The organism is Paraburkholderia tropica (genome assembly GCF_014171495.1).
GTDB classification, from domain to species: domain Bacteria; phylum Pseudomonadota; class Gammaproteobacteria; order Burkholderiales; family Burkholderiaceae; genus Paraburkholderia; species Paraburkholderia tropica.
Window position 1 is genome coordinate 1477919 of the sequence record NZ_CP049137.1, and the last position, 18031, is coordinate 1495949.

Here is an 18031-nt window from a genome sequence, read left to right on the forward strand (position 1 = left end):
TGAATCACGACATCATTACGGAATCCAGATTAATTTTAAACGTCTTTACTTCGCGTACTTGCGAAACTCGGGAGGACGTTTTTCCTGGAACGCCTTCACGCCTTCGCGCGACTCCTCGGTGTCGTAATAGAGCTTCAGCGCCATCATGCCCATGCCCGCAATACCCGCCTGATGCGCGGTATCCATATTGAACGAGCGCTTGGCGATGGCAATCGCCGTCGGGCTCTTCTCCATGATTTCATCGCACCACTTTTGCACTTCGTCGTCGAGCCGATCGTGCGGCACGACCGCGTTGACGAGTCCCATCGCGAGCGCTTCGGCCGCCGGATATCGGCGACACAGATACCAGATCTCGCGCGCCTTTTTCTCGCCGACCGCGCGCGCCAGATACGCCGTACCAAAGCCCGGATCGACCGAACCAACTTTCGGCCCCACTTGCCCAAACACTGCTTTTTCCGAGGCAATCGTGAAATCGCAGATCGTGCAGAGCACGTTGCCTCCGCCAATCGCATAGCCTTGCACGCGCGCGATCACGGGCTTCGGCACGTCGCGAATCGCGTTGTGCAGTTCCTCGATCGGCAAGCCGATCGTGCCGCGCCCATCGTATTGCCCAGCGTGCGCCGATTGATCGCCGCCCGTGCAGAACGCTTTCTCGCCCGCGCCTGCAAGCACGATCGCACCAATCTCGCGCGTATAGCCTGCCCGATTGATCGCGTGAATCAGCTCGTCGCAAGTGCGGCCGCGAAACGCGTTCATCTTCTCGGGCCGGTTGATCGTGATCCATGCCGCGCCGTTGCGCACTTCGTAGAGAATGTCGTCGTATTGCATCGTCGAGTCCTGGTGAGGTGATGGCGTGCCGTGTGCGTGCACGTTCGCGTGTCAGCCGGCCATGGTCAGGCCGCCGGATACGCTCAGCACCTGGCCCGTGATATAGCGCGCGTCGTCGCTGGCGAAAAAGGCGATGGCGCCCGGCAGATCGTCGGGCTGGCCGATGCGTCCGAGCGGAATCGCACGTTGAAAGGCTTCGAGCAGTTTCTCCGGATTGCCCGCGCCTTCCTTGTAGTCGGCGAACAGCGCGGTATCGGTCGGCCCCGGACAGACCACGTTCACCGTGATGCCGTGGCGTGCATGTTCGCGCGCGATCGTCTTCGAAAACGCCACGAGTCCGCCCTTGCACGCCGCGTACACCGCTTCGCCCGAGGAACCGACGCGCGCCGCATCGGAAGCAATATTGACGATGCTGCCGCGCTTGCGCTCGACCATGCCGGGCAGCACCGCATGGTGCAGATGCAGCGCGCCGACGAGATTGATGGCGATGAGCCGCTCCCATTCCACCGGCGTCGTCTTCGTGAACGGTTTGAAAACGTCCCAGCCCGCGTTGTTGACGAGCACATCGACCGGTCCGAGTTTCGCCTCGATCTGCGCGATCGCGTCGTTCACGTCGGCGCGCACCGTGATGTCGCCGTGCAGCGCCAGCGCCGTGCCGCCTTGCGCGACGATCTGCGCGGTCACCTGCTGCGCGGCATCGAGCGATAGATCGAGCACCGCCACCCGCGCGCCCTCCGCCGCGAAACGCCGGCACGCCGCGCCGCCGATGCCGCCTCCGCCGCCCGTGACCACGACCGTTTTGCCTTCGAACCGTTTCATCGCGCCTCCTTGCGTGGCGAGGTTGTTACCATGGAGTCCGTCGACGTTGGCGCCTTCTTGTAGCTCGCGCCAATTACGTCAATATATTGACGTATACTAGGCAGACCATCCGATGTCGGCAAGCGCGGCATCATCAGGAGAAACCCTTTGTCATCAACGAAAAATACCCCGGAAAATACCGTTCAATCGGAGGACGCGACGCGCTTCGAACTGGCGAACCGGCTGTTCTTTCGTCTTTATCAATCCGCCAATATGTTGCATAAAACGGGCACGCGCGCGGTGGAAGAGGAAGGGCTGACCACGCAGCAATGGGCGGTGCTGGGCGCACTCTCGCGCGAAGAAGCACGCGACGGCATGAGCGTGGGGGAACTCGCGCGTTATCTGCTGGTAAGCCGCCAGAATCTCTCAGGGCTGCTGAGCCGCATGGAGCGCGACGGGCATCTGAGCGCGACGCCCGACGCGCAGGACCGCCGCTCGCGCCGGGTGCGCATGAGCGAATCGGGCCGCAAGCTCTGGCTGAACGAGGCCACGCCCAAGATTCAGGCGTATTACGAGGAAGTGCTGGGGAATTTTTCCGTCGACGACATGACGCACACGCTGCACTATCTGCTCAAGCTGCTCGACAACATGAAGCAGATCGACGCGCGGCGCGGCGCGGTCGAGGAAGATTGAATCAACCGGGTAAATCAAACGCGCGCCGCAAGCTCCGCTTCCACGCGCCGACGCAGATCGCGCACGATCTTCGCGGCCGGCACGAGCCACCACGTCGGCGCATCGACGGTGAAACCCCATGCGAGACGCGTCTCTTGCGCATCGGTTTGCTGCGCGCGGCAGTGAAAGCGCAGCGTCTGATGCGCCTGTGAATCGGCGCCTGCTTTCGTCGAATAAGTGAGGACCGCGCGCAGATCGAAACCGGAATCGCCCGGCGATAGCGTGCACGATTCGATCTGCCAGGTCGCGCCATAACGGCCCGTGCCGCGCAGCGCCGCGTTCACGCGCCGCCACGTTTCGGGCGCGGGCAGCGCGACGGCGTGCGCGCGCCCAGCGCGATCCGCACGATAGAAGTGACGCTGCGCCCAAGCAAAACCGCCCGCGAAAACCACGCCCGCCGCAATCAACGCGGCTTGCAACGTGTCGCCGAGCCAGCGCCAGCCGCCCGTCGCGTCGAACACGCTGAACACGATCCGGTGCGCCACGACGAACAGCACGATCATCGCCACGACGATGCCGCTCAGCGTGATCAGCCAGCCGCGCGACGGATCGTCGAGACGCCCAAAGCACGCGTCGCGCACCGCATGCTTCGCGGGCGGCCACGGACCGGCGGCCATCGCGGCGTCGCGCGTGGCGTGCGAGGCCGCCTCCGACGCCGCCTGCGCGGCAGACGCCGCCTCATCGCGCTCGCGCTGCGCCTGCGCCTCGGCGGCTTGCTCGCGCGTGCGTTGCTGCGTGCGTTCCTGCATGCGCTCCATATCGCGCCGCGCGGCCTCGCGCATCCGCGCTCTCGACACTTCGTCACGCAACTGAATCAGCTCGCTCGCGAGCCGTTCGCGCTCGGCCTGCATGCGCGTGAGTTCAGCGACGCCGCGTGCCTGCTCGCTTTGCATCGCGTCGATTTCGCCACGCAGACGTTCGCGCCGCAATTGCAGATCGCGCATCTGGCCGCGCGCATCCGCGAGCTGCGACTCGCCGAGCGCCGTACGGCTCGCGGGCGCCTCGTGATGCGCGAGCCAGTAGCCTTCGAGCACTTCGCGCGCTTCCTTGATCTTCTTGAACTGCTCGTCGGCCCAATGCAGCGAGGCCGCCGTGGGATGGCGCCACTTGTCGGGATGGAAAATCTGCGCGAGCTGGCGATAGTTGTGCTTGATGTCGGCCGCGCTCGCGCCGGGCTCGAGTTCGAGCCGGTAATAGAGGCGGTCGTAATCTTCGCGGGTCCTCGGATGGGGAGCGGGCATGTCCGAAGCCTTGTTTCAAGGGGTTTGTTCAGTCGAATCACGAACCGCCGGAAAGCAGCCGCAGACGACCGGCGAGACGCACAAGGTTAAAACACGCTTTGCCGCATCGCAAGAAAAGCGCGGCGCGCACGCAACAGCGGTGGCACAGGATTCGGGGTCGTCAGGCTTCTCGCGTGCGCCGCGCGAGCATGCGGCTCAGGGTGGCGAAGGCCACGGCGGGTAATTCGTGCAGTTTGCGCACCACCACCGAATGCGGATAAAACGCTTCCACCGCGTCGTCCTGAATGCCGATGCCGACGAGTTCGATGCCCTGCCCGCGCACCTCGGCCACGCGCGCATGCAGATCGCGGTGCAGCACGGCGGGATCGCCGTCGCTCGTGGAAGGCGAGCCGTCCGAGAGCACGAACAGCAGACGCCGCCGCGCCTTGCGCGCCATGAGCCGCGCAGCGGCCCAACTGAGCGCCTCGCCATCGGGGTTCTCATGACCGCATTCGATGCGCGCGAGCCCGCTCAGGTCGCGCGCATCGAAGCGCTTGAACACGCGCAGATCGAGCCGCTCCACGAAGCGGTTATAGCCGCGCAGATCGGCGTGCGCCGCGCGTTCGCGCTCGTAGTGCGCGCGCATCGCCGGCGAGTCGATCGAGCTGTAGCCCAGCACTTCGGCCTCGAAATCGAGTTGCGCGAGCGCGTCGGCGAGCGCCGCCGCGCATAGGCGCGCGAGTTCGATCTTGCGCCCCGCCATCGATCCGCTGAGATCGAGCAGCAGCGTCACGGCCGCGTCGCGCCCGCTCGCGCGCGTGCTCACGCGAAACGGCGTGCGATAGCCGCGCGAGACGGCGAGCCGCGCCAACGCCGCGCGGTCGATCTCGCCGCGCTCCTGCTCGCGCTTCCAGTGCGTGAGTTCGTCGGCCTTGAGCACGCGTTCGAGATGCGTTTTCAGCGCGCCCGTTTCCGCGCGGGCCAGCGCGCGCAGCTTGCGCCAGGCGGTGGCGTCGCCGCTGCCGGTGAGGTCGGTGATCACGTCGAACGCCGTGGTGAGCGGGATCGAGCGCAACGGTTTGCCGGGCGCCGATGCCGCGTCGATGGCGCGCGGCGAGGCGGCGGCATCCGCTTCGGACAGCGCCGCGCCGGGCGCGGACACGGCCTCGTTGCGCGCCTCGCCGGTCTGGCCGGGCGTCTGCGTATCGGCTTGCCGCGCGGGATCGGCGCCGTCGAGATCGAGCGCGAACGCGAGATCGTCGTGCTCGCCGAAGCCGTCGAGTTCGCGCGCGAGCGCCGTTTCGTCGACGGTCTGATCGGGACCGGCCGTCTGCATCATGTTGTTCGCGCCGGCCGAGGCGAGCGAGCGCACGCCCGCCACGATGGCGCGTGCGGCCTGCACGCTTTGCGCGGTCGAAGCGCTCGCGCGCGCCGTCTCGAACGCGCCGCCCGCGCCTTCGAGCACGCGCAGCGCGGCGGCGAGCGTATCGGCGTCGGGACCGCTTAGCGTCGGCGGTTCGTTCCAGAGCGTACGCTCGATCGCCCACACGAGCCGTTCGCGCCACGCGAGCGTCTGCCAGCGCTGCGCCGCTTCCTTCGCGGACTGCGCGCGCCAGCGCTCGACGTAACGGCGCGCGCCCGGATAATCGGCGAGCAGGCGCGCGAGCACGCGGCGGTCCTCGACCGCTTGCGCGATGCGGCCCGTCACGCCCGCTTCGGCGAGGTCGAGCCGGATCGCGCTATGACGCCAGCGCGCCGCCAGCAGATCGAGATAGCCGAGCAGCAGGTCTTCGTCGTGCGTGGCTCCATCAGCGGGATCATTCGTCGACTGGTGCGTCGGCAGCACGAAACGCTCGCGCTCCACGCGCGGGCCGCCCGCCCCCATCGACACCGTCACGCGCGGCTCGCCCGTCAGCACGCGCGCGAGCTTGCCGAGGCGCGCTTCGAGTTCGTCGATCTGGGCGGTCTGCATGGCGCGCCGCGTTCAGGCTGCGGGTTGCCCGTCGGGCGCGGCATCGAAGATCGCGTGATGGCGGATGATGCTGCGGATCAACGCGGCGTCTTCGGCGCTCACCTTCGAGTAGATCGCGGGCGCGGCGGCGCGCTCGGCGTCGCCGGTTCGCAGCATCAGTTCGGCCCAGTCGAGCAGACGCCGCGTGGAAAACGCGCTCGCCAGATCCTCGCGCGCGAAGGCGGCGCGGCAGTCGGCGGCAATGGCCGCGAGCGTGTGCGCCAGCGCGGGCGTGAGCGCGGGCAAGGTCCGCAGTAATACTTTGGTTTCCTCATCGTTCGAAAGATAATCGAACAGATACACGCGCCAGCGGTCGAGAAAGGCTTCGTTGAGCAGATTCGCGCCTTGATAGAGGTGCCGGTACGCACTCATCGCGCCTGCCGCGTTCGCCGTGCCGAACAGCCGGAACGACGGATGCGGCGTGACGATCTCGTTGCCGCGCTCTTTGAGCAGCAGCTTGCCGCCCGGTTCGAGCACGGCCGTGAGCACCGCGAGAATCGACGGCTCGGCGAAATCGAGTTCGTCGATGATCAGCCAGTAGCCCGCGCGCATCGCCACGGGCAGCACGCCGTCGACCCACAGGGTTTCGCCGCCTTTCACGGTCCAGAAACCGACGAAGTCGCCGACGGTAGTCTGGCCGTTCATGTTCACGCGCAGCACGCCGTGGCCCGTGCGCGCCGCCACCTGCTCGACGAAACTGGTCTTGCCCGAACCCGTATGACCGATCAGCATCACGCGGCGGTTTTCGACGATATCGAGCGCGATGTCGTCCGCGCGCGGCGTGAAGAGATACGCGTCGTTGATGCGCGGCACGAGCGCGGCATTCGCATCGCTCGAATCGGTCGAAACCGGCATATCCACGTTGCCGATGCGCACGGTACGTTGCGCCGAACTCAGCGAGCGCGCGGCTTCGCGCGCTTCGCGGGCCGCCTGCGCGGCGCGTTGCAGATCCGCCGCGAACGCGCTGCCCACTTGTGCGGCGCGCGCCTCGTCTTCGTGATCGGCGGCGGAAACGAAACCTTCGCGCCGCCACTTCAGCAGTTTCGCTTCGAGATTGTCGAGGTCGACGACGGTGTCGATATCCACCTGACCCGCACCGTCCTCGCCATGACCATGCTCGATGCGAAACATGTTCGCGCGCTCGGACAGCGAGACGCGCCACCATTCGCGCGCGGCCTTCGCGCCGCGCGTGTAGACGCCTTCGGGGCTGTTGTCGGGCACGGCGAGTGGCGTGGCGTTCATCGGCGTGAAAGGCGCGGCGCGCAAAAAAGGTCCAGCGGAAGATCTTACCCGCTGGACCTCGTTCACGGCACGAAACGCGTTACGCGGAGCGCGGCCCGCTCAGGCGAGATCCTCCACCGCGCGAATCGGAATGACCGTGCGTGCGCCGCAATTGCGCAGCACGTCGCGCAACTCGTTGATGACCGGAAACACCTCGTGATTCCAGTCGGCGCCCTGATTGTCGTGCGCGGCCTGCTCCAGTTCGACGATCGCGCGGTCTTCCTTGAAGATGCGCTCCGTGAACCACACCAGCAGCGGCCACGCGGCGTCGAGCAGCAACGACACCTTCGGCTTGCGGATCGACAGCATGCCGAAGGTGCGGTTGGTGCGCTGCTGCGCGTCGAGCGGCACGTAGACGATCCACAGGTCCATCACCAGCGAGTCTTCGCTCGAACGGATCTGCAAGGTCTGATACGGATAACCGGTGCGGATCGTCATGACGCTGCTGTCGCTCTGGTCTTCGCTGCGCTTGCTCGACCCGAACACCAGCGCCTCGCCCGCGGGCTGCTTGCCCGCCTCGCGCATGAAGGTGTAATCGACTTCGATCCAGTTCTCGCCGCGGCGGCGGCCGAGCGAACGCGCGCGCATCTGGCCCATCTGGCGGCGGTGCAGAAACTGATGGTTCATGTCCATCAGGTTTTCGTGCATGAACGAGTAATGGCACTTGACGGGACGCCCGAAACGGCGCGTCTTGTACGCCTTGTCGGTGACCGAGGGCATCTCGGGAAACGGCGTCTGCTCGGCCAGCGTGGCGTCGCCGGGAAACACGAAGATCATGCCGTGCGCCTCGCGGCACGGATACGCGCGCACGCCGTTGGGCAGGCGCTCGCGGCCGAGGTACGGAATGTCGACGCACTGGCCGCTGCAGTCGTAGGTCCAGCCGTGATAGCCGCAGCGAATGCCCTCGCCTTCGACCACGCCCGCGTGCAAGGGCACCTGTCGATGGGCGCAGCGGTCTTCGAGCGCGAACACGCGCCCCGATTCGGTGCGCGCGAGAACGATGGGCTCGCCGGCGAAATGCACGCCGTGCGCCTTGCCGCGCTTGACCTCTTTGGACCACGCGAGGGGGTACCAGAAGTCGGGATGAATGGGGACCCGGCGCAGATCGCGCACGGATGCCTCGCTCGCCAGGTTGTCTTGGGACTGCACTGCGGACATGCGGGATGTCTCCTTGGGGTTCGCGTCTTCCGCCCGATCGACCGATGGCTACCGATGGCCAGGGGCCGTTGGCGACGGACTGATCAGTACGGATGGGCCGAAAACGCACGAATCGCCTTCACTGACCCGGCTTCATCGACGTCGCTTCACAGCGGCTGAATTCTGCAACGACTTCAATGGGCCGGCTTCACTGCACCTGCACATCGGAACCTGGACTGCCCTGCCCGGGCCGCCCGCACGGCGATGCTGCGGTGCGGCGGCGCAAGACAGGCAACTGGCTCCATAGTACCGGACATGTTTGGAATCGGTGTACGGGGTTTGAACGGATGCGGCTACGGCGGCCGCGCCCGAAGCCGTTGAAGTAGCAATTTTCTTGCCCGGTGGGACACAAGGAGGACAACCCGGTCCGCGAGCGCGGTCGGGATCGCCCAAATAATCAGCTCGACTGATTAAATGACGCGACGATGCACGCTCACCGCCAGCGCTGTTTTATCGACGCCAGAACGCCGAAACGCTCAGCCGAGCAGCGCGTGCAGGCCGCCCGCCGCCGCGCGCGCCACGGCGGCGAGACGCGCCTCGCTCATGCCTTCGCGCGCGCTGCCCGAAAGACCCGACATCACGCTGGCGACGTAATCGGTCACGGCGTCGGCGGCCTCGGGGCGCGTCGCGGCCACGTAGGCGCGAATCTCGTCGCGGCGTTCCTGCGCGACCCGGCGCGCGAGTACCGCGCTTTCGGTGTCGCCCGCGCCGCGCGCCGCTTCGAGCACCAGACAGCCGCGTCGGCGCGGGTCCTTCGCGTAGGTGCGCGCCGCGCGCTCGAGCAGATCCGCGAGTGCATCGGCGGGCGGCCGGCCCGGCGCGAGCAGATCGGCGGCGGGCAACGCCGTTTGCGCGTAACGTTCCATCACGCGCTCGAAGAAGGCCGCCTTGCTGCCGAACGCCGCGTAAAAGCTCGGCGCTTTGATGCCCAGCTCCTCCGTGAGCGCGGCCAGTCCCACAGCGTCGTAGCCGTGTTCGTGAAACATCCGCTCGCCGATTTCCAGCGCCGCCTCCGGGTCGAAAACCCGCGGCCGGCCACGACCTGGCTTGCGTCCTGAATTTAAATTAGTGACCACTATAAAAATTCCTTGCCTTACCCGAACCTGAAATATATAGTGGTCACTACTTTAATTCAAGGAGGTCATCCATCATGACGCAGTTCTCAGGCAAATCGGTTCTGGTCGTCGGCGGCAGCCGCGGCATCGGCAAGGCCATCGTCAAGCTCTTCGCCGAAGGCGGCGCGCAGGTGCGCTTCACCTACGCCGGTTCGCGCGAAGCCGCCGAATCGCTGGCGAAGGAAACCGGCGCGAGCGCCGTCCATGCCGACGCGGCCGACCGCGACGCGCTGATCGCCGCCGTGAAGGCAGCGGGACCGCTCGACGTCTTCGTGTACAACGCCGGGCTGCTCGTGGTGGGCGATCCGCTGACGATCGACGCCGACGCCGTCGATCGCATGCTCGACGTGAATGTGCGCGGCGCGTATCACGCTAGCGTCGAAGCGGCCCGCTTGATGCACGACGGCGGCCGCATCGTCGCGATCGGCTCGGTCAACGGCGACCGCATCCCGTTCGAGGGACTCACGGCCTACGGCATGACCAAGTCGGCGCTGCAAGGCATGGCGCGCGGACTCGCACGCGATTTCGGCGCGCGCGGCATCACCGTGAACGTGGTCCAGCCGGGCCCGACCGACACCGACATGAACCCCGCCGAAGGCCCGATGGCGAGCATGATGCACAGCGTCATGGCGCTCAAGCGTCACGGCACGGCCGAGGACGTGGCGAGCCTCGTCGGCTATCTCGCGGGTCCGCATGCGAGCGGCATCACCGGCGCGCTGCATACGATCGACGGCGGCTTCGGCGCCTGAGTGCGGCTGTGCCTGAACGGCGCGCGTCATCGGCGCGCCGCCGCGAAAGCGCACTATGATGGCCGGATCGTTTCCCCAGGAGCGTCCGGCTTGAACACTTTCAAACCGCTTGTGTGGCTGGCGCTGGCCGCGCTGCCGCTCGCCTGCACGACACAGCAGCACGCGACGACGCCCGCCACTTCCAGCGAGTCGGCCAACGACACCACCCGTATCGCCACGAACGCGGCGCGTTTTCCCGCCGCGCAATGGCGTCACGCCGATCCCGCCAGCCTCGGCTGGTCTCCCGCCCGCCTCGCCGACGCCGATACCTACGCGCATCGCGTCGGCGCCACTTCGCTGATGATCGTCCAGCACGGCGCGGTCGTGGACGAATGGGGCGACACGCAGGCGAAAACGCCGCTCTACTCGGTGCGCAAGAGCTTGCTGAGCGCGCTGATCGGCATCGCCGTCGCGCAGCACCGGATCGATCTCGACGCCACGCTCGCACAACTCGGCATCGACGACAACGCGCCCGCGCTCACGCCCACGGAACGCCAGGCCACCGTGCGCGAACTGCTCGAAGCGCGTTCGGGCGTTTATCACGCCACCACGTACGAAACGCCGTGGATGCAACGCATCAAGCCGCCGCGCGGCAGCCACGCGCCCGGCGCGTTCTGGTGCTACAACAACTGGGATTTCAATGCGCTGGGCGGGATTTACCGGCAGCAATCGGGCCACGATATTTTCACGGCCTTCGCCGATGAAATCGCCAGCCCGATCGGCATGCAGGACTATGCGCCTTCCGATGGCCGATACGCGTCCGGCGAACCGGACACGCGCTATCCCGCCTACCCGATCGACATGAGCACACGCGACCTCGCGCGCTTCGCCTGGCTCTATCTCAACGACGGACGCTGGAACGGCCGGCAGATCGTGCCCGCCGCCTGGGTCGAGGCATCGACGCGGCCCGGCTCGAACACGCCGTGGGGTGGCTACGGCTATATGTGGTGGACGAGCACGCCCGCCGATGCCGTCGATACCGCCGGAAACACCGCCAGCGCCCCGCAGATCGCGAGCTATTGGGCCGACGGCCATCTCGGCCAGTACGCGATCGTGGTGCCGTCGCTCGATCTCGTGGTGGTGAGCCGCGTCGATCCGAAACAGACGTCGAAACACGTGAGCGAACCGGCGCGCGCGCATCTGATGACGCTGATCGAAGCCGCGCGCCCTCGAAAACGGTGCCGTGAACGCGAGCTTTTCACTCGCCGTGTTCACGTCATAACCGCGAATACCTCTTGTTTTGCCGGCGTTTCGATGCCAGTGAGACGTGCGCTCAATGCGAGTATCGAATGCGAGCATTTGCTTATATTCTGAACTCCTCGGGCGAACACGGCATGGGGCCGTCGCCACCGCAAAGAGACCCGCAATGACCGACGTCACGCACATCATGAAGCTCAACCATCTGAGCTTCCCTTCTTCCGATACCGCCGCCACCGCGCGCTTCTTCGAACGCTATCTGGGCTTCACGATCGCCGGATCGTGGGAGCAGTCGTACATTCTTAAACGCCCCGGTTATGACGTGGTGATCGACCACTCGAGCAGCGAAACGCCGGTTTGGCCGGGGAATTTTCATGTCGGCTTCGAGCTGCCCAACGTCGAAGACCTGCAACAGCTTTATGCCCGATTCAAGGCCGAAGGCGTGCAGATGGAAACCGAGGTGTTCAATAACGGGCGCGGCTCGCGCTTCTTTTGCCGCGCGCCGGGCGGCGTGATGTTCGAATTGAATACGCGTAAAGATGCTGCGCCGGAGTATCAGGGGACGTTTGATAATTGAGTATTCATGCCTGCGCGATAGCGGATCGATTGACAATTAATTAGCTATACATATCGTTATCGCAAAGCCAGAATAAAAAACGGCGGCAAGGTCGAGCACCGCGCCGCCGTTTCCTGTGTGCCCGAACGCGCTAAAGGCCGCGTCCCGTGCTAGCGTATTGCATCGGCGCTATCGCCTGCCACGTACCAAACGTACCAAACGCACGAACGCACGCAAGACGCACGTCCCCCATGCCTCAAGCCACCCCACCCACCCTCGACGACGCCCCCGGCCACACCCGCTCGCTCGCGCGCCATTATCCGCGTGGCCTGCAGATCGAGCCGCATTCGCACACGTGGGCGCAGGTGCTGTATGCCGTCTCCGGCGTGATGTGGGTCGAAGCGGGCCGCGAAGCGCTGGTGGTGCCGCCGCAGCGCGCGGTCTGGTTGCCGCCCGGCACGCCGCACGCGATCCATATGATGAGCGCGGTCGAGATGCGCAATCTGTATCTGCACGAGCACGACATCCCACATCTGAGCACGCGCTGCGAGGTGTTCGAAGTCGACGGCCTGCTGCGCGAACTGATCAAGAATCTCGCCGAACGCGAGCACGATCGCGACGACGCCTGGCGTGCCGCCGCGTCGCGTCTCGCGGGAATGGAACTGGCCCACGCGCGCCGCTCGACGCTGCGCATTCCCTTGCCCGATAGCTCGGGCAGCGCCGATCGCCGCCTCGCGATGCTGTGCCGCGCGGTGATCGACAATCCATCGAACGAGATCCCGTTCGAGCAACATGCGGCGTCGGTGGGCGCGAGCGTGCGCACGCTCGCGCGCCTCTTCACGCGCGAGCTGGGCGTGGGTTTCGCGCAATGGCGGCGGCAGGTGCAACTCGCCATCGCGGTGTCGCGGCTCGCGGAAGGCCAGTCGGTGAGCGCCGTAGCGCGCCTGCTCGGCTTTTTGCCCAGCAGTTTCAGCGACATGTTCCGCCGCGAGCTGGGCGTCCCGCCGAGCGAGTATCGGCCGGAGGACACGCTGGCGCTCGGAGCGTCGGCCTCTGCGTCCGTCGACTCGAAAACACCGGCCGACGAACGCTAGCGACGCTCACTGCCTATACCACGCGCCTATACCACGCGCTTACGCCGCAGGATCAATCGGCGAAGGCGGCGCGCCGCGCGCCTCGATGGCCTTGCCCGCCAGCAGGCACAGGTCCTCGCGATAATGCCCGGCGACGATTTGCACGCCCACCGGCACGTCGTTCACCATCCCCGTCGACACGACCAGCCCCGGCAAGCCCACCGCCGGCAACGCGCGCAGCGTCAGTTGCGCCTCCCACACGCGCTGGAATCCCTCCGGCCCCTGCAGATCGAGCCCGTCCGCGAACGGCAGCTCGCCCGACACCGGCAGCAGCAGCACCGGATGCCCGGCGAAGAACAGCCGCCACTGGCGCGCGAGCGTCGTGCGGCGCACCAGCGACTTGCTGACCACGTCCTCAGGCATCGCCGCGACCTTCGCGCGCACGCCCTCCACCACGGCGCGCGCGCCCGGGTCGCCATCGCGCAGCACCGCATCGACCAGCGCCGGATAGCCGTCGCCGAGCCACAGGCGCTCCTGCACTTCGGCGGCATCGCGCATCGACGGTGTGTCGTCGATCTGCTCGACGGTCCAGCCCGCATCCGCGAGACGGCGTCCGGCGTCGAGCAGCGCGTCTTCCACTTCCTTCGCGATCGTCATGCCGCCGGGGCGCAGACAGATCGTCGCGCGCAGCGGCGCGTCCGGTCCCTTGAACGGCGCGGGCACCCACCACGGATCGCGCATGTCGGGCTGCGCCAGCGCCGTGAACGCGAGGCTCACGTCGTCGATGCTGCGCGCCATCGGTCCCGCGCCCGACATCAGTTGCGCGCCGATCGGCCGTTCCGGCGACGAGGCGTTGAACGCCGGAATGCGTCCGAGGCTCGGCCGCAGCCCGTGCACGCCGCACGCGTAGGCCGGATAGCGCACCGAGCCGCCGATGTCGGTGCCCAGCGCGATCTGGCCGATGCCCGCCGTGACCGCCGCCGCCGCGCCGCCGCTCGATCCGCCCGGCGTGAGCGACGCGTTGCGCGGATTGCGCGTCGCGCCGTGCACCTGATTGCTCGTGAACCAGCGCAGCGCGAAGGTCGGCGAATTGGTGCGGCCGAGCAGCACCGCGCCCGCGCGCACGAGGTTGTCGACGGCCGGGCTGTTGGCCGGCGCGATCAGGTCTTTTTGCAGCACCGTGCCGTTGGTGGTGGCGAAGCCCGCCTGATCGACGTTGATCTTGGTGGTGACCGGCACGCCCGCGAGCGGGCCCGGATCTTCGCCGCGCGCGATGGCCGCGTCCACGCGGTCGGCCTGCTCGTAGACCCGCGCCGGGTCGTGCGCGACCACCGCGTTGATGCGCGGGTTGACGGCGTCGAGCCGCGCGAGCGCATCGGTCGCGGCCTCGCGGGCCGACACTTCGCGGGTTCGAATGCGCCGCGCCAGTTCCGTTGCCGATAGTCGCCAAAGTTCAGTCACGTTTCCTCCGGTTCTTCTGGGGTGATGGGATGTTGCGTCGGGTAAAAAATTCGCGATGTCGATGAGGGAAATCGCCCGGGTTCATCACAGTCAAGCACTCGCCGAAAGCGATCCGCCGCGCCGCCGGTCGCGCAGGATCGCCAGCGCGAGCGCCGCCAGTCCGCAGCCCGCGATCAGCGCGAGCAGCGCGCCCTTGCCGCTGTGCACCAGCACCCAGCCGCCGAGCGACGGAAAGCCGAACGCGCCGATGAAATACGCCGCCACGAACCAGGTGAGCGCGGCGCGCCGGTGCGCGGCAGCGGCGTCGTCGATGGCCTGCACCTGCACAATCGGATAGGCAAGGCCGTAGCCCGTGCCGAGCAGCACCGCCGCCAGCGCCTGGAAACCCGCGTGGTACGGCACCGCGAACATCGCAGCGCTGCCGAGCACCATCATCGCGAGCAGCACCTTGGTCGCTGTGGCCGCGCGCATGCGCACGACGAGCCGCGCGAGCAGCCAGCGCGTGGCGATCACCGTGATCGTGTAGAGGCTGAAGAACGTGCTCGCCTTGGCCTGCGTGCCTTGCACGAGCGACATCTGGAACGTCATCAGGCCGGAAAACACACAGCCGCCCAACGCGATGATGACGATCGGATACACGGCGCGCGTGCGCGCAATCGCGCCGATGCTGCGCAGCCAGCGCTCCTGTGCGGGCTGCACGCGCGCGAGGCGGCCGAAGATTTCGAGCGTGAGCGCGCCGATCAGGCACAACGCGCCGATCGCGTACAGCACGCCTTCGAGCGGCATGCGCCAGAAGCGCATCGCGAAGGCGGCGAGCGCCGGGCAGCCGCCCACGCCCGCCATCTGGAAGGTGGCGAAGCGCAGGAACCAGAGGCTGCGGTCGGCGTCGCTGGTGCGTTCGGCGAGCGCCATCGGCGCGGCGAGACAGAACGCGCCCCAGCCGAGGCCGACGAGAAAACCGGGCAGCGCGTCGATGCCGCTCGCATGCGCCATGAGCGCGAAGCCCACCACGCCCGCGCCCACGCAAAGCGCCGCGAGCGCGGCCATGCGCGCCGCGCCGACGTGCTGCGCAACCCAGCCGGTCAGCGAGACGCCCGCGAACGTGCCGAGCGCTGCGCCCGCGAGCGCCACGCCGGTGTCGAAGTCGGTGCCGCCGATCGCGCGCACGTGCATCGAGAACAGGAACGTCGCGCCATAGCCGCCTGAGGCAAGCAGCACGCCAATGAGCAGGATTGCGGCATGAATGGGGCGCACGGTCGGGTTCCCGGTCGGTGGCGGTGATCGGCCAGTGAATGAGGCGGATATGAGGCGGATGGTCGGCAGCGTATCAGGGCTGCGCGCGGGCCGGCCGCGCGCGTGTCGGGCGCAAGGCGATGCACGGGCAATGCGTGTGCATTACGTGCGCATTACGAGTGCGCGTAGATGGGGCCGAGGCCGGGGACGTCCGCGTCGGGGCCGTTCACCGGCGCATTCAGTTGGACGCGCGGTGCGCGACTGCCCGCCGCCGATGCGCCCTGCGTCACGCCGCCATACGACGATGCCGACGACACTGAAGCTGAAGCCGTTTCGCCGTTCGCCGCGCTCACGCGCGCCAATGCGGCTTGCAGGTTCGCCGGGTATTGGGTGTTGTCGCTGGCCGGGTTGTAGCCGGCTTGCTGAAGCTGCACGAGTTCGGCCTTGACCTCGGCGCGGGTGACCGGCGCGTTCTGGACGCCGGACTGCGCGAACGAGAGCGCGGGCACGGCAACGAGAGCGGCGACGACGAGCGATTGAACGAGCTTCATGGTGTTTCTCCTGGCATTGAGTAGGTGGGATGCAGTGGATGAGGGATCAACCGTGCACAGGAGTTATTTGAACGCCGCGATGTATCTGGCTTGTTTCCGCGCGCGTGCCAATTTGCAAGCGTGTATGTCGTATCTGCGTCCCGATACATTGCGATACATACCGCACGTTTAAAAGCCCCCTGCCGCGCTATGGATGAAGCGATAACGCTTCACTTGCCGTATCGCCACCTGCATCGAAAGCCGATTGCAAGCAAACGCCGTTCGCGTGCGTTACGCCGTGGCACGCCCGCTTGTCGATGCGTACGAACGCCTTCGCCCAGCTTGCGTTCGTAACGGCGCATGACGAAAACGAGCCCTTGTAACAAGGCAAAACCTTTCAAAAAACTAACGTTTCGAAATTAGCGCGCGAGTTGGTTAGACTGCGAGTCTCGCCTTTCGCTGCGTGATGCGCAGCCACGGGCGGCCCACAACAAACACGAGAATGCGTATGCGAATCGACGTCGAACGGCACGTTTCCGAAGCGGGAAAAACGCCGTGTCCCGCACATGGCCCCTGCAAGCGCGTCAACGCGCGTGCCGCACACGAAGACCATCGCGCTGATTGCGGGATCGACAGCGACGCCGCATCGACCGGGAGACTGGCATGAGCGATACGCCGAACCGCCCCGCCGCCCCGCAAACGCCACCGCCCACGCCGCCTTCGCCGCCTTCCCGGCAAACTCCGCCGCCCGCGCGCAAGCGTCGCGGCGTGTGGATTCTGGCGCTCGTCATCCTCGTGCTGATCGTGCTCGTGGTGCTGCACGTGCTGCACCGCAAGAAGCCCGAACGCGGCGCGGCGGCGCAGGTCGTCACGGTCGCGCCCGCCGCGCTCGGCGCAATGCCCGTCACGCTCAACGCGCTCGGCACGGTCACGCCCGTGGCCACCGTCACGGTGCTGCCGCAATTGAGCGGCTATCTCACGGAAGTCGGGTATCGCGAAGGTCAGGACGTGGTCAAAGGCCAGTTCCTCGCGCAGATCGACCCGCGCCAATACGAGATCAACAAGGAGCAGGCCCAGGCCACGCTCGCCAAGGATCAGGCCTCGCTCGCCCAGGCCCGCTCCGACCTCGCGCGCTACACGTTGCTCAACGAGAAGAAGTCGATCGCCGAGCAGACCTACGCCGACCAGAAGTTCCTCGTCGCGCAGGATGAGGCGGCCGTGAAGTCGGACCTCGCCACCATCAAGCAGTACGAGCTCGACCTGATCTATTGCCACATCACCGCGCCGGTGTCGGGCCGCGTCGGCCTGCGCCTCGTCGATCCGGGCAATTACGTGACGGCGTCCAGCTCCACGGGCATCGCCGTCATCACGACGATGAAACCCACCACGGTGCAGTTCACGGTGCCGCAAAACGCGCTGTCCGACGTGCTGCAACGCACGAACGCGGGCGCGAAGCTGCCGGTCACCATCTATAGCGCCGACAACACCAAGGAACTCGCCACCGGCACGCTCTACGCGATCAGCAACCAGATGGCCACGGCCACCGGCACGGTCACGCTGCGCGCGAGCGTCCCGAACGACGACGAGGCGCTGTTCCCGAACGAGTTCGTCAACGTGAAGCTGCTGGTCGACACGATGCAGAACGCCGTGCTCGTGCCCACGCCCGCGGTGCAGTCGGGCGCGCCCGGCGACTACGTGTATCTCGTCAACGACAACAACACCGTGTCGGTTCACAAGGTCACGATCGGGCCGGGCGACGGCCAGCATACGGTGATCGTCTCGGGCCTGAGCGCGGGTCAGCGCGTGGTCACCGACGGTCTCGACCGCCTCAACGACGGCGCGAAGATCCAGCCCGCGGGCGCGCGCCCGGCCAGTGCAGCAAGCGGCGCCAAAGCGGCGCGCATGGGCAACGCCTCGCACGCGCATGCGCATGCCACGACCGCAGCGTCGGCCGCCCCGGCCGCCAGCGCGGCCACGGCGGATTCCGCTTCGCAAGCGTCCTAAGCAACCC

16 protein-coding genes are annotated in these 18031 nt (G+C 66.9%); 6 read left to right on the forward strand and 10 right to left on the reverse strand.

The genetic code is table 11. The annotated features are described in order from the left end of the window. Positions 1–45 precede the first annotated feature (45 nt). Both badI and badH read right to left on the reverse strand, forming a co-directional pair. Positions 46–828, reverse strand: coding sequence for a 2-ketocyclohexanecarboxyl-CoA hydrolase (gene badI / locus G5S35_RS36700; protein WP_074984908.1), 783 nt, complete (start codon positions 826–828; stop codon positions 46–48). Positions 829–879: 51 nt separating this feature from the next. Beyond that, a complete protein-coding gene (gene badH, locus G5S35_RS36705) occupies positions 880–1647 on the reverse strand; it encodes a 2-hydroxycyclohexanecarboxyl-CoA dehydrogenase (protein WP_065063498.1) in 768 nt (255 codons plus the stop codon). Between the two features lie 252 nt (positions 1648–1899). On the opposite strand from badH, the gene G5S35_RS36710 reads away from it, so the two are divergent. Further along, the gene (locus G5S35_RS36710; RefSeq protein WP_080180489.1) at positions 1900–2319 is read left to right on the forward strand and encodes a MarR family transcriptional regulator; all 420 of its coding nucleotides are present in this window, start codon (positions 1900–1902) and stop codon (positions 2317–2319) included. A gap of 14 nt (positions 2320–2333) precedes the next feature. Here the strand turns inward: G5S35_RS36710 and G5S35_RS36715 are convergent, their stop codons facing one another. The 5 genes from G5S35_RS36715 to G5S35_RS36735 all read right to left on the reverse strand — a co-directional run bounded on the left by G5S35_RS36715 (position 2334) and on the right by G5S35_RS36735 (position 9053). Then, the gene (locus G5S35_RS36715) at positions 2334–3599 is read right to left on the reverse strand and encodes a J domain-containing protein (protein WP_183040265.1); all 1266 of its coding nucleotides are present in this window, start codon (positions 3597–3599) and stop codon (positions 2334–2336) included. Positions 3600–3759: 160 nt separating this feature from the next. Further along, entirely contained in the window at positions 3760–5550 is a 1791-nt protein-coding gene (locus tag G5S35_RS36720; RefSeq protein ID WP_183040266.1) for a cobaltochelatase CobT-related protein, read from the reverse strand. A gap of 12 nt (positions 5551–5562) precedes the next feature. Further along, positions 5563–6831 carry an AAA family ATPase gene (locus G5S35_RS36725; RefSeq protein ID WP_183040267.1) on the reverse strand — a complete coding sequence of 423 codons (1269 nt, stop codon included), beginning with the start codon at positions 6829–6831 and terminating at the stop codon, positions 5563–5565. Between the two features lie 99 nt (positions 6832–6930). Then, positions 6931–8028: an aromatic ring-hydroxylating oxygenase subunit alpha gene (locus G5S35_RS36730; protein ID WP_065063488.1), complete on the reverse strand. Its 1098-nt coding sequence runs from the start codon at positions 8026–8028 to the stop codon at positions 6931–6933. Between the two features lie 515 nt (positions 8029–8543). Then, the gene (locus G5S35_RS36735; protein WP_080180478.1) at positions 8544–9053 is read right to left on the reverse strand and encodes a TetR/AcrR family transcriptional regulator; all 510 of its coding nucleotides are present in this window, start codon (positions 9051–9053) and stop codon (positions 8544–8546) included. 164 nt (positions 9054–9217) lie between these two features. Here G5S35_RS36735 and bdcA point away from each other — a divergent pair, with 164 nt between their 5' ends. The 4 genes from bdcA (at position 9218) to G5S35_RS36755 (ending at position 12817) form a co-directional block, all read left to right on the forward strand. After that, positions 9218–9931 (forward strand): SDR family oxidoreductase, encoded by a 714-nt coding sequence (gene bdcA / locus G5S35_RS36740; protein ID WP_065063484.1) that lies wholly within the window; start codon positions 9218–9220, stop codon positions 9929–9931. A gap of 90 nt (positions 9932–10021) precedes the next feature. After that, positions 10022–11284 carry a serine hydrolase domain-containing protein gene (locus tag G5S35_RS36745; protein ID WP_183040268.1) on the forward strand — a complete coding sequence of 421 codons (1263 nt, stop codon included), beginning with the start codon at positions 10022–10024 and terminating at the stop codon, positions 11282–11284. A gap of 52 nt (positions 11285–11336) precedes the next feature. Continuing rightward, positions 11337–11744 (forward strand): VOC family protein, encoded by a 408-nt coding sequence (locus tag G5S35_RS36750; RefSeq protein ID WP_173816847.1) that lies wholly within the window; start codon positions 11337–11339, stop codon positions 11742–11744. A 230-nt stretch (positions 11745–11974) separates the two neighbouring features. Next, positions 11975–12817 carry an AraC family transcriptional regulator gene (locus tag G5S35_RS36755; RefSeq protein WP_065063481.1) on the forward strand — a complete coding sequence of 281 codons (843 nt, stop codon included), beginning with the start codon at positions 11975–11977 and terminating at the stop codon, positions 12815–12817. Positions 12818–12856: 39 nt separating this feature from the next. Here the strand turns inward: G5S35_RS36755 and G5S35_RS36760 are convergent, their stop codons facing one another. The 3 genes from G5S35_RS36760 to G5S35_RS36770 all read right to left on the reverse strand — a co-directional run bounded on the left by G5S35_RS36760 (position 12857) and on the right by G5S35_RS36770 (position 16041). Further along, the gene (locus G5S35_RS36760; protein WP_183040269.1) at positions 12857–14257 is read right to left on the reverse strand and encodes an amidase family protein; all 1401 of its coding nucleotides are present in this window, start codon (positions 14255–14257) and stop codon (positions 12857–12859) included. A gap of 90 nt (positions 14258–14347) precedes the next feature. Continuing rightward, complete coding sequence (locus G5S35_RS36765) at positions 14348–15511, reverse strand: MFS transporter (protein ID WP_065063477.1); 1164 nt, start codon at positions 15509–15511, stop codon at positions 14348–14350. Positions 15512–15663: 152 nt separating this feature from the next. After that, the gene (locus tag G5S35_RS36770; protein ID WP_065063475.1) at positions 15664–16041 is read right to left on the reverse strand and encodes a DUF4148 domain-containing protein; all 378 of its coding nucleotides are present in this window, start codon (positions 16039–16041) and stop codon (positions 15664–15666) included. 642 nt (positions 16042–16683) lie between these two features. Here G5S35_RS36770 and G5S35_RS36775 point away from each other — a divergent pair. After that, complete coding sequence (locus tag G5S35_RS36775) at positions 16684–18024, forward strand: efflux RND transporter periplasmic adaptor subunit (protein WP_183040270.1); 1341 nt, start codon at positions 16684–16686, stop codon at positions 18022–18024. Positions 18025–18031: the final 7 nt, after the last annotated feature.

What these genes read in the sequence shown, in the direction of transcription:
- badI (WP_074984908.1), bottom strand. Translation starts at nt 828, where the DNA reads ATGCAATACGACGACATTCTCTACGAAGTGCGCAACGGCGCGGCATGG.
- badH (WP_065063498.1), bottom strand. Translation starts at nt 1,647, where the DNA reads ATGAAACGGTTCGAAGGCAAAACGGTCGTGGTCACGGGCGGCGGAGGC.
- G5S35_RS36710 (WP_080180489.1), top strand. Translation starts at nt 1,900, where the DNA reads ATGTTGCATAAAACGGGCACGCGCGCGGTGGAAGAGGAAGGGCTGACC.
- G5S35_RS36715 (WP_183040265.1), bottom strand. Translation starts at nt 3,599, where the DNA reads ATGCCCGCTCCCCATCCGAGGACCCGCGAAGATTACGACCGCCTCTAT.
- G5S35_RS36720 (WP_183040266.1), bottom strand. Translation starts at nt 5,550, where the DNA reads ATGCAGACCGCCCAGATCGACGAACTCGAAGCGCGCCTCGGCAAGCTC.
- G5S35_RS36725 (WP_183040267.1), bottom strand. Translation starts at nt 6,831, where the DNA reads ATGAACGCCACGCCACTCGCCGTGCCCGACAACAGCCCCGAAGGCGTC.
- G5S35_RS36730 (WP_065063488.1), bottom strand. Translation starts at nt 8,028, where the DNA reads ATGTCCGCAGTGCAGTCCCAAGACAACCTGGCGAGCGAGGCATCCGTG.
- G5S35_RS36735 (WP_080180478.1), bottom strand. Translation starts at nt 9,053, where the DNA reads ATGTTTCACGAACACGGCTACGACGCTGTGGGACTGGCCGCGCTCACG.
- bdcA (WP_065063484.1), top strand. Translation starts at nt 9,218, where the DNA reads ATGACGCAGTTCTCAGGCAAATCGGTTCTGGTCGTCGGCGGCAGCCGC.
- G5S35_RS36750 (WP_173816847.1), top strand. Translation starts at nt 11,337, where the DNA reads ATGACCGACGTCACGCACATCATGAAGCTCAACCATCTGAGCTTCCCT.
- G5S35_RS36755 (WP_065063481.1), top strand. Translation starts at nt 11,975, where the DNA reads ATGCCTCAAGCCACCCCACCCACCCTCGACGACGCCCCCGGCCACACC.
- G5S35_RS36770 (WP_065063475.1), bottom strand. Translation starts at nt 16,041, where the DNA reads ATGAAGCTCGTTCAATCGCTCGTCGTCGCCGCTCTCGTTGCCGTGCCC.
- G5S35_RS36775 (WP_183040270.1), top strand. Translation starts at nt 16,684, where the DNA reads ATGAGCGATACGCCGAACCGCCCCGCCGCCCCGCAAACGCCACCGCCC.